Origin of the sequence: Acidicapsa acidisoli, assembly GCF_025685625.1 — a bacterium.
GTDB classification, from domain to species: domain Bacteria; phylum Acidobacteriota; class Terriglobia; order Terriglobales; family Acidobacteriaceae; genus Acidicapsa; species Acidicapsa acidisoli.
The window spans coordinates 593,704-605,442 of sequence record NZ_JAGSYI010000002.1; the positions used below are offsets into that span (position 1 = coordinate 593,704).

An 11,739-nucleotide genomic window follows, 5' to 3' on the forward strand; every position below is an offset into this window, starting at 1 on the left:
CTATCACTGGCGGGTCAGGCAAACCGAGGGTGACGACGTTATCATCTCTACCGGCAGGGTGAACAGAAACGTCGCACCCCTTCCCTGGTTGGCGTTCGCCCATAAGCGGCCACCGTGTGATTCGATGATAGTGCGGCTGATCGCCAAACCCATGCCCGAGCCCTGAGGTTTGGTGGTGAAGAAGGCGCTGAAAATCTGGTCAGTCTTGTCGGCTGGCAATCCCACACCGGTGTCGCTGACTGAGAGTAGCAGTTGACCATCCTGAGCCAGCTCCGTTTTAACCATAAGTTCACCGCCAGTGTCTTTCATCGCCTCAATGCCGTTGAGCATGAGGTTCATCAATACCTGCTGCAGTTGCACGCGATCTGCCGTGACCGGAGGAAGTTGGGAGGCTAGATTCGCACGCATGTGAATCGAGTAGCGGTTGGCCTCACTGCGCAGCAGGACAAACATTGCAAGAACCAACTCGTTCACATCGACCAATCCACGTTCCGGCGGAGCGCCTTTCTTATAAAGAGATCGCAAACCGTCGATTATCTCCGTCGCACGGGTGCCGTCTTTCATGATTCTCGATGCCGCTTCGCGCGCCTCTTCCACATCCGGCCGGTCGCGCGTAAGCCATCCCAGGCAGCTCGCGGCGTTTAGCATTGCCGCAGTGATGGGCTGCCTTAGCTCATGAGACAGCGAAGCGGCCAGCTCTCCCATCATGCTGATCCGGTTCTCATGTGCGAGATCTGCCTGTAGCTGGCGTACTTTCTCGCGTTCCTGTTCTGAGCGTTTGCGATCTTCAATGTCCGTCAGAGTTCCATACCACTTGAGAACATGTCCGTGCTCATCACGGAACGGCACAGCACGAACTAGAAACCAGCGATAGGCGCCATTCGCATCGCGATGGCGTGCCTCATTCTCGAAGGGTGCGCCAGTCGCCAGCGACGCTTGCCACTTGCTCAGGTGCTCATCCAGGTCATCGGGGTGAATGGTGAGCTGCAAGCCAGAGTCCAAATTGGCTCTTTCTGACAGCCCTGTATAGTCCAGCCAAGGTCGATTGACAAATTCCGTGGACCCATCGGACCGGGCGGAGAATGCCATTGCCGGAATCGTTTCCACAACGTCCCGAAGGTGCTTTTCCTCTCTCCGGAGCTGCCGAATGCGCCATCGATAAAATGCCCCGAGCAATGTTACAGAAACGATCACGCAGACCGCACGGAACCACCATGTATTCCACCACGGAGGCAGGATCTTGATGGCTAACTCCAAGCCTGGCTCGCTCCAGGCGCCCCGGCTGGTTGCGCCCTGCACACGGAAGGTATACATCCTTGTCGGCAGGGTGGTGTAAGTCGCCAACCGTTGGTTGCTGCCCACCTCGTGCCATTCGTGGTCTAATCCGTCCAGCTTGTAGCGGTAGCGGTTGGTAGCCGAATTGAAATAGCTGAGTGCGGAGAACTCCAGCGAGAAGACGTTCTGGTCATGAGAAAGGGTGAAGGCGCTGGTGTAGCCGATGGACTTCCGGAGCGGTGAATCAGTTCCAATCGTCACGGGGTGGTTGAAGAGCCGGAAATCAGTGAGAACGACCGGCGGAACGTATGGACTGTCCCCCACCTTGTCCGGATGAAATGCTATGCCTCCACTGAATCCCCCAAAAAACATCTCACCACTCGAGCTTTTGAAACAAGTGCCCCAACCGGTCAAGTCCGCACCGGGAAGACCATCCGCGGCGGAGTAGTTCCTGAAGGTCTGCTTTGACGTATCGAATTGCGACAGACCGTTATTGGTGCTCATCCATAGATTGCCGCGTTCGTCGTCAAGGATGCAACTCACCACATTTCCAGATAAGCCATCTTGCTCGTCGTAAGTCTTAAATCTGCCGGTCTTTGGGTCGAATCTGTCCAGCCCATCCTGAGTGCCAACCCACATCGTCCCTGCGTGATCGATGTGCACAGAGTTGACCCGGTTGTTGCTCAGGCTCGTCGGGTCATTTGCGTCGTGCTGGTAGATAGCCGTGAACCGCCCTGTGGTTGGATCGAAACGTTGCAGACCTGAGGAATGCGTGCCAACCCATAACTCTCCCTGACGGTCTTCCTCGATCTCGATATCGACCAGCGCCCCGCTTTGTTTATCGGGCTTATACACGGTGAAGTGAGAAGTCGCCGGATCAAAGCGATTGAGGCCATCAAACGTGGTGGCCCACAGCGTACCGTTGTGATCGATGAGCAGCCGATCCACAACATCATTGCTCAAACTGAATCGATCCGTTGGGCTGTGCCGGAACGTCTTGAGCGCTCCGGTCTTGGGGTCGAAACGGGCCACCCCATGGCTGTCGCTACCGAGCCAAAGAAAACCCGATCGGTCTTCGACGATAGCAATCGGGCGCGGGCTGACTCCTGGTCCTGCAGTCTGATAGAAGGTGTATTGCCCTGTGTTGCGGTCGATGCGGTTGAGCGCGTCAATCGTGCTGATCCACAGGATTCCTTTGCGATCCTGATAGATGCCGTTGACCATCGTCCCCTTGAGGCTGTTCGGATTGCCGGGCTCGTGCTTGAATTTCTCAAAGAGCGGCGGTCTCGTAGAGAACCGGTTGGGCGCCAACATGAACATGCCTGTCCAAATGTCTCCCTCGCGATCCTGAAACAGAGTAATCACATTGTCTTCGCTGAGACTATCCGGGTTCGCGGGGTCATTACGGTAGCGAATGAACTTCTGGCCCTGTCGGTCATATTTGACAAGGCCGTCGCCATACGTCCCAAACCACAGAGTGCCTTCCCGGTCTTCGAACGCCGTCATAACCCCGGTCAGCAGTGCATCAGAAAGATGCCCCTTGTGGAACGAATAACGAGTAACCGTATTCGTCTTTCGATCGAAGACCCCTAAACCGCCTCCAGTGAGCTGGAATATCCAGAACACGCCAAAGCGATCCTCATAGAACGACGTAGGGGCAAGGTTCTCCAACGGGACGTGGAGCGTGACCTTCCCCGAATCCCGATCGAACGCATCCAGCCCTTCGTGGGTCCCAACCCAGAAAATCCCCTCTCTGTCTTCGCCGGTTGTTCTGATCTCGTCGCTGCTCAGGCTCAAGGGATTGTTAGGATCGTGACGATAGTGAATGATCCGTCCGGTAGAGGGATCGAATCTGTAGAGGCCCTTCCTGGTTCCAAGCCACAACAAACCCGTGTGGTCCTGGCTGATGGTGGTGACAGGAACCGTTTCCCCTTGCGAGCCCGCGGTATCAATGCGGTAGTGAGTAAATGTCTCGGTGACCGGGTTGAATTTATCCAGAAAATCATCGCATCCGACCCAAAGTGTGCCCGAGCGATCCTTGAACAGCGAGTAAATGTAGACTCCGCTTAGACTATTGGCAACACCAGGCTCATGCCTGAACACCTTGAACTTGTAGCCATCGTACCGGTTCAGTCCATACTGGGAACCAAACCACATGAAGCCCTGATCGTCCTGCACGATCTGCCATACCATCGTTTGTGATAACCCGTCTTCCGTCGAGAGTCGCGTGAAACGGATATCCTTCCCGTCGACCACTGGCAGGATGACTGTGTGAGGGTCCACATGCGCCTGCCGCACGACTCCAACATTCACGGGCCGATTGTCGGGGCGACCCGCTGCGTCGTGGGCCATCCCCAATGTGGTAGAACACAAGAGCGCGGCAACAGAATAGCCGACAGCCAGGCGGACGAGGACCGTCCGCTTAATCATTCCTTGAGAGACAATGGAAATCACAATATTTGCCACTTCTGTCAGGGAGTTCAGATCTACTCGCTGTAATAATACCCCGCAACTCTACAACAGGTTACGAGATCACAGTCGCAACGCCGACTTCCCTTCCGCGGCGCCAATCCTCGGGGCCGCCCTCATCGCGCTGCGTTCTGCGCACGATGAGGGTTGGCTGGCAACTCTGTCTCTAAACTTTCTCCAGCACAATATGGGTCGCGTATTCAGTAGGGCTGTGTTCTGTCACCGAAAATCCAAGCGCAGGCAGGTCGAGATCGGCGAACAGCGCTTCTCCCTGACCGAGTACGACGGGGGAAAACGCGAATTGCAGAGAATCTATCAGCCCAGCTCGCAGATACTGCCGCACAGTGGAAACACCACCTCCGATCTTGACATCTTTCTCGCCCGCTGCTTGCTTCGCGAGTCTCAACGCTTCTTCGATTCCGCCGGTGGTAAAGTAGAAGGTCGTTCCTCCCTCCATCACCAGAGGCTCCCGCTCGTAGTGGGTTAGAACGAAGGTTGGCGTATGATAAGGCGGGTTATCGCCCCACCAGCCCTTCCATGAGCGATCCAGCCACGGGCCGCGCACGGGACCGAACATATTGCGACCGAGGATGAAAGCGCCGAAGTTCTCCATTGCTCTTCGCGCAAACTGATCGTCGGTATCGACAGCTCCACCTTCTTGCCCATGCATCGCGCGGAATGTCTTTGTCCGAAAGAACCACTGAAAGATCTCGGTCCCCCGCTTGCCGAGAGGATCACTCAGGCTCTGCTCAATCCCAGCGCCGAAACCATCCAACGAAACACTAAATCCTGCAACACGAACCTTTGGCATCTGTATTCCTTCCTCCTGGATTTCTGTGCAAACTCTTTCTTGCGTTGGCCGGACGCCGCAGCTAAATCAGCTTCCCTCCCCCGGCCACGGTCCTGATCACTCTTCTGCCCGTCCTCAGCGTGCGGTTTCGTTTCGCCGTCGCTGCTCGCTCTCCTGCATCATCTGGTTTAGATCGGCTGCCGGCCGTATCTCCCACGGCCCATACCTCAGGCCCGGATGCTGCGAGATCAGCTGAATGGCATGGTTCATATCCCGCGCCTCCAGAACGAGAATGCCGCCAAGTTGCTCCTTGGTTTCCGCGTAGGGTCCGTCGGTAGTTGCGACTTTGCCGTTCTTCCAGTACAGGGTCAACGCGGTTTCCGGGGGTTGAAGAGCCATTCCGGAAGCAAAATGCCCATTGGCGCGCAAATGGGCGTCGTATTCAAAACACTCATCGAGCATCGCGTGCTGCTGGTCCTCAGTCATGCCCTGGAATTTCCCCGGCTCGATGTATCCCAAACAGATATATTTCATCGTACGTCTCCTATTGTTGGCGGCCAGCAGTACAACCTTGTGTGCTGGATCGTTCCCCCTATAGTCGTCGAGCGTGGGAAAGATCGACAGCAGGGCCGATTTTTATTTCAATTCCCGCAGCCGTCCCGCGAGAAAACGGCGTTCTGGCTCTTGTCGGACAAGGGCCAGCGCCTTCTCATACGAAGCGCGCGCCTCGGGAATTCGCCCCAGCCTGCGACACAAATCCGCACGGGCAGAGTGTGCGAGGTGATAGTTGGCGAGTTCCTCGCGTTCCAGCAAGTCATCGATGAGACGAAGACCCAGTTCCGGCCCCTCGGACATTGCGACGGCAACTGCACGGTTGAGTTCGACGACCGGAGAAGGTTGAATATGAACCAGCCGGTCGTAGAGCAGCCGGACTTGGCGCCAATCCGTCGATGCTGCCGAGGGAGACTCGGCGTGGACTGCGGCAATGGCGGCTTGAAGGGTGTACGCACCGAAACGCCTCGACGCAAGAGCGCGCTCGGTGAGAGAGATGCCTTCAGCGATCTGGTCCTTGTTCCAAACGGAGCGATCCTGCTGATCCAGCAGGATCAACTCGCCTTCCGGGGAACTCCGGGCCGCACGGCGCGACTCCTGCAACAGCATAAGCCCCAACAAACCCATCACCTCCGGTTCCGGAAGAAGGTCGAGGATCAGTCTGCCCAGACGGATTGCCTCGCGGCTCAGCGCGCCGTGTGTCGATTGCGCCGAATACCCCTCGTTGAAGATCAGATAAACGACCAGAAGTACGGCTCCCAACCTTGCCGGTAATTCTTGCGATACAGGCACCTGGTAAGGAATAGCCTTATCGCGGATGACGGCCTTCGCGCGCACGATGCGCTGCGCGAGCGTCGCCGGATTAACGAGAAATGCTCGAGCAACCTCCTCTGTTGTCAGGCCGCACACTTCACGCAGAGTAAGAGCAACTTGTCCTTCCGGCGCCAGAGCGGGATGGCAGCAGGTGAAGATGAGACGGAGGCGGTCGTCCTCGATCTCCTCTTCCTGGGGTCCATCGTTGATGCGCGCCTCTAGGTTGAGCGCGAGGTCCGTTTGTGCGGCGTCGAAGCGCGCCCTCCGGCGCATCCCGTCAATGGCCTTGAAGCGTGCGGTTGAAATGAGCCAGGGGCGCGGGTTGTCTGGTATACCGGCCTTACGCCAGGCGTCCAAAGCAGTAGCAAAGGCCTCGTGCATGGCCTCTTCAGCGAGATCGAAATCGCCAAGGAGGCGCACCAGCGTAGCCAGAATCCGGCCCGATTCAGACTGGTAAAGCGTCTCTATGGTTCTGCTCAAATGTTCGGGTACATTCGACGGCATGCAAGCCACACTAGCAAACGTGCTGTCTCGGCACAACCAGTCTCGACTTCACAGTTGTGATCACGACTTGAGAGACTAGCTGTGCTAACAGTCCAATGGGTTCATTGAAGGCATCTTGCGCCCGGACAACAGGATAAATCCTCGTAAACGCCAATGCGGGCACGGCGAGATTTGACGCCCGCGTTCAGAACCGTATCAAAAAAAGAGACCGCCACCTTGCATGGAGGTCTCTTGGCATAATACGGGGCTTATCGCGCCACATCGCTTTTGATGGATGTGAGAACAGCGTCACAGGTCAGTTCGTCAATTACCCGCATAACTTCCTGCCCCGTATCAAACTTCGCAAATTCAATAGCCAATTGCGCCGCTGATGATCGATAGTGCGGTTCGTTGAGGACAGACCGTACGGCTTGCGCCAACGCCTCGACTGTTGGGGTATTCGTCTTTAGATCGATGCCGGCTCCGGACCACTCGACGCGCGCATTTACATCTGCCTTATCCTCCGTAAGACCGGCTGTCACGAGTGGGATTCCGTGCTTTAACGCTTGATTTACTGTGTTGTAGCCTCCATTCGTTACGAAGACATCAACCTTCGGCAGGAGCCACTCCAACGAAAAATAGGATGCAGCGCGTGTATTCGCTGGCAACGGCTTTGGCAGTTCATCGATCGAGCGGCCACCAACGCCGACAACTACCAAAAGATCTGGATCGTCTTCAAGTGCGGATAACGTCGGCGCCACCAGTTGTGTGAAATTGTGGTTTGAAACAGTCCCCTGAGTAACAAAAACTACCTTCCGGGAATCATCCAATTCATCTGCCCAGGCCGGAATCGGAGCTTGCTTCGGAACAATTGGCATTGCTCCAACGAAATGCACCGTTGGAGGGAGATCAGCTCTTGGGAATTCGAAGTCCGGCACGGTGAGTTGCAGACAGGCATCAGGTAACTGGATAACCGCGTCCAAAATGTTCAGCGGCAACGCCGGGAAACCACCGCCTGTCAGAAGAGAGTTGATGTATTCGCCAATTGGCTTCGTAAATGCAGCATCAATCTCATGGGCAATTTCGGCATAAGCGTTTTTCCAGGCAGGCGGCAAACCCAGATTGCATGGAGCATTGTCGTGGCGATGCCAGAGTAAATAGGTTGACCCAACAGAAATGATCGGCGGCCGGTTGGCGCGGGGTCCCAGCAAGAGCGGAAGAATACCTAAAAACAAATTGTCAACGATGATGACATCGGGGGTAAATGTTTCGATTGCATGTTGTACGTCCCGATTCTGATCAATCAACGGATCTGCAAAGACGCGTTCGAAGTAAAACCGTGTCATCTCGACACCTGGTGCCATCGTCCGAAACTCCGGATACGCTGCGGCGAAATCCCGTAAGTCAAGATCAGCAGCTCCGGAGAAAGGTACGAATCTTGCGCCGATGTGCTCGATTCGGTCGCGGAGTACGTTGACCGACAGACCAATCACTTCATGGCCCTGTTCAGTAAGAATTCGTCCAACTGAGAGTACGGCATTGAGATGGCCCATGAGGGGTACGGACGTTATAAGAACCTTCAAGATTTATTCCTTTCGCTTACGTGGTAGAGTTTGGCTGTTGTACATGTGCAACGGCCGTCTGCCAATTCGAGACAGTTGGCCCCACAGTACTCCTAAGTGGAATCGGGGCATTCCTAACAGCTCGGGAGTGATAGGCCTCCCGATGTTAAGTGACCGAAAAGCCCTGTTTTATTCCCAATCTTTTGAAATACCGAAGTAAGCCTCTTCAGAGGCCGATCCGGCGGCGGCATTCGCCGAGCCAGCGTTCCAGCTCCGACAGAAGGAACGGGGAGGCCGAGCATATGCCGGGAGGCCTGCTTCGGTTAAGATCCATAATCGCCAGTACCTGCAACAGTTCAGTAGTGGGGTGCGAAAAGACCTTCACTCTCACTTGTCGCGCCGGATCGAACTGACCGTCCGTAAAAATGCTCGATTCACCGCAAAGATCAAATGAATAGTGGCTCTTCGGTTTTTTGGGGTAGAGAATGCCGGGCCAGGATCTGGGTTATGCTTTTCTTGCTTCCAACCTTGAGCGGAGTGGAGATTTAATGTCTGTTGATGTTTGTGACTTCAATCCTTGTTCCTTGCCATCTCTCGACAATAATCCCCAATCACTCCTCGCATCGTCCAAGTGCAAATGCTTATACGGCATAAGGTTTGTCTATACCACTGCTTTCGAAATCTCTCTACCACGCAGGCACGTTGGTTTTGCTATCAAATAATCCTTCGCGACGAAGAGTCCTGCCGTGAAGTGCTCCCCTTATCATTCCTGTCACAACAGAGAGTCGTCGAAATATTGAAGTACCGGTCGGTCCGGGTGACTTTTTGTGGCGGCAACGAGAACGGCACTTCACTCCAGGAAACCGAATATAGTGCATTCGCATTCTCAACGCATGTACCATCGCCGAGTATCAAATCGAGTTGATTTGAGTTCGAGAAGCGTTTCGGCCTGTTCACGGAAATCGACATCCATGTAGGTCATTTGTCAAGAAGAAGCACGAAGTCTCTCTGCGCGCTTTATTTCTCTGCGTAGATGACCTGCCCGCCTCGTATCGTGTAGCGAACTTGTGAAAATGCTGAAGAGTTCTGAGCCGGGTCAGCGCTCAGAATCACAAGATCGGCATCCAATCCTTTCGCTATGCGTCCGCTGCGAGTGGAGTAGCCGAAGCGCTGAGCGGGGTTCGTAGTGAGGGAAGCCAGAATCTCCTGAAAACTCATCCCGGCGCGGGACATCCACTTGAATTCTTCGGAGGTGTCGAACTGCTGAATGTAGCCAACATCGGTGCCGAAGAGAACTTGCCCTCCTGCTCGCGAGAAAGCCTCCAGTTGCTGGGCCGCTCTGCTCATCCCCTTCTCGACATCGTCCGGTGAGGCATTGCCCTTTTTGGATTCGACGTCCCAAAGGGTGAGCGTCGGAGTAAGAGCCATGTGAGCAGCCGCCAGCCGCTGAGCGAAAGACGCACTCCAAAGCTCGTCGCTGGGAGTGGTGTGGGCCAGGATATCGACCCCGCTCTGAATCGCGACCTCGATTCCTTGATTATTGGAAACATGGGCAAACACAGGTTTGCCAGCACTGTGGGCCTCGGAGACAATCACCTGGGCGAGGTCTAAAGGCATAGTCAAGATCTCATCGCGCTCGATCGAATTCGCAAAAATCTTAATGCCATCCGCGCCGTCGCCAATCTGCTGGCGCACTCGCTCCTTGGCTTGCGCCGTTGATTCCACCTCCGGAATGCTGATGTGATTGGCTTCGAGGAACCCTTTGACGTAAATCGGCGTTCCACCTTTCACCCAAAAGGGCTCGCCGACTGAGAGAATCCGCGGTCCTTTCACGTCGCCGCTTTCTATGCGATGGCGGATGAGATTGGTGTTCTGGAGCACAGAAGCGATGTCAAAGACGGTAGTGAATCCCCACCGTGTAAGCATCTGTTGAAGTTGTGACGAGATCTGCCCGGAGGAGAGATTTTCGGCATGAAGCAGCCCTGGCAAAAGGATGTGCACGTGGCTGTTCCAGAAGCCGGCAGTCACGACGAGACCCTTGCAGTCGATTACGGTCGTACCGCGTGGGACTTTGATCTCTGCAATCGGTCCAACCGATAGAACGCGGCCGCTGTGTACAAGGATCGTGCCGATTTCGATAGGTGGCTCAGATGGGGACAGATAAATCTTTGCACCAACCAGGGCCAGATCGGACGCGTGGCTTTGGAAAGTTGCAAAAAATGCCAGAACCAGAAGGATAGGTAGCGTCAGTCTAAGTCGCATCTTTAGAACATACGACCTAAGCTCAAAAATTGTTCCGAAGTGTCTTTAGGAATGATCACTTTGCCATGCGTGATTGAACTTAAGAACGCTCATTCCATAATTCGATCGTCGTGGCATTCCCGTCTCTTCGCCGCCCACAATTCTTCGCTAAACTGAAGAGTCATACCAAAATCATCCGCAATCCTCCGGAGCTTGTCTTGCACACCGCCACAGAAGAACGCCTCATCCGTCCCGCCAAAAACATCTACGGCAGCCTGCGCCTTCCCGGCGACAAGTCCATCAGCCACCGCTACGGAATGCTCGCCGCCTTCGCCGAAGGCACCTCGCGCTTCACCAACTTCTCCACCGGAGCCGACTGCGCCTCCACGCTGGCCTGCATGAGCGCCCTCGGCGCACAGGTCAACCGCCGCGAAGACGGCACGGTAGAAGTCACCGGCGTAGCAGGCAAGGTCAACCAGCCCTCCAGCGAGTTAGACTGCGGCAACTCCGGCAGCACCATGCGCATGATCTCCGGATTGCTCTCCGCTCAGCAAGGCGAATTCACACTCATCGGCGACGAATCGCTCTCGCGCCGCCCCATGAAGCGCATCCAGCTTCCTCTCGAATCGATGGGCGCCAGACTCACGCTAACTGAAGGCCACGCGCCCATCCACATCCACGGCTCGCAGCTCAAGGCCATCGACTACACCCCGCCAGTTCCCAGCGCCCAGGTCAAAACTTGCGTTCTCCTCGCCGGTCTGCAAACCCCGGGCACCACCACCGTCCGCGAAAGCATCCGCACCCGCGACCACAGCGAACTGGCTCTCCGAGCCTTCGGTGCCAACGTCGAGCGCAGTGTCGACTCCGTCTCCATCACCGGCCCGCAAACCCTCAAGGCCATCGAAGCAGCCGTCCCCGGAGACATCTCCTCCGCCGCATTCTTCCTCTGCGCCGCCGCGCTCTTCCCCGGCTCGCAACTCCTGCTCGACTCACTCGGCCTGAATCCCACCCGCGCCACGCTCCTCGACGTCCTGACCTCACTGGGCGTCCAGGTGGCCGTCCTAAATCTCGAAGACAAGCACTCCGAACTCGTCGGTACCGTGCAGATCACCGCGCCACCCGAAGGCCTCGGCAGCACCTCAGTCACCGGCTCCCTGGCTGCCCAACTCATCGACGAACTGCCCGTCCTGGCCACCATCGCACCCTACACTCGCGGCGGCATCCGCATCCGCGACGCCAAAGAGCTGCGCGTCAAAGAGTCCGACCGCATCGCCTTGGTCGTTCAGAACCTCCGCGCCATGGGAGCCGAAGTCACCGAGCACGAAGACGGCATGGACGTCCCCGGTGGCCAGCAACTCCACGGAGCCACCATCGACTCAGGCGGCGACCATCGTATCGCCATGGCCTTCAGCGTAGCCGCCCTCCGCGCCACCGGAGACTCACTCATCCGAGGCTCAGAATCCGCCGCCATCAGCTTCCCCGAATTCTTCGACCTGCTGGACTTCATAGCGGAACGATAGCCAGATCAGCTCCATCCCAACTTCAGAACAAACA

Annotated in this window: 7 protein-coding genes; 1 reads left to right on the forward strand and 6 read right to left on the reverse strand. The window is 56.0% G+C overall.

The features are described 5' to 3' along the window. Positions 1 to 3: 3 nt before the first annotated feature. The 6 genes from OHL23_RS12495 to OHL23_RS12520 all read right to left on the reverse strand — a co-directional run bounded on the left by OHL23_RS12495 (position 4) and on the right by OHL23_RS12520 (position 10,206). The gene (locus OHL23_RS12495; RefSeq protein ID WP_263352215.1) at positions 4 to 3,705 is read right to left on the reverse strand and encodes a sensor histidine kinase; all 3,702 of its coding nucleotides are present in this window, start codon (positions 3,703 to 3,705) and stop codon (positions 4 to 6) included. A 205-nt stretch (positions 3,706 to 3,910) separates the two neighbouring features. Then, positions 3,911 to 4,555: a dihydrofolate reductase family protein gene (locus OHL23_RS12500; protein ID WP_263352216.1), complete on the reverse strand. Its 645-nt coding sequence runs from the start codon at positions 4,553 to 4,555 to the stop codon at positions 3,911 to 3,913. A gap of 114 nt (positions 4,556 to 4,669) precedes the next feature. Further along, a complete protein-coding gene (locus tag OHL23_RS12505) occupies positions 4,670 to 5,068 on the reverse strand; it encodes a YciI family protein (protein ID WP_263352217.1) in 399 nt (132 codons plus the stop codon). Positions 5,069 to 5,170: 102 nt separating this feature from the next. After that, entirely contained in the window at positions 5,171 to 6,379 is a 1,209-nt protein-coding gene (locus OHL23_RS12510) for an RNA polymerase sigma factor (protein WP_263352218.1), read from the reverse strand. 272 nt (positions 6,380 to 6,651) lie between these two features. Continuing rightward, positions 6,652 to 7,965 (reverse strand): nucleotide disphospho-sugar-binding domain-containing protein, encoded by a 1,314-nt coding sequence (locus tag OHL23_RS12515; RefSeq protein WP_263352219.1) that lies wholly within the window; start codon positions 7,963 to 7,965, stop codon positions 6,652 to 6,654. 996 nt (positions 7,966 to 8,961) lie between these two features. Then, entirely contained in the window at positions 8,962 to 10,206 is a 1,245-nt protein-coding gene (locus OHL23_RS12520; RefSeq protein WP_263352220.1) for an amidohydrolase family protein, read from the reverse strand. Between the two features lie 197 nt (positions 10,207 to 10,403). Here OHL23_RS12520 and aroA point away from each other — a divergent pair, with 197 nt between their 5' ends. Continuing rightward, positions 10,404 to 11,705: a 3-phosphoshikimate 1-carboxyvinyltransferase gene (gene aroA / locus OHL23_RS12525; RefSeq protein WP_263352221.1), complete on the forward strand. Its 1,302-nt coding sequence runs from the start codon at positions 10,404 to 10,406 to the stop codon at positions 11,703 to 11,705. Positions 11,706 to 11,739: the final 34 nt, after the last annotated feature.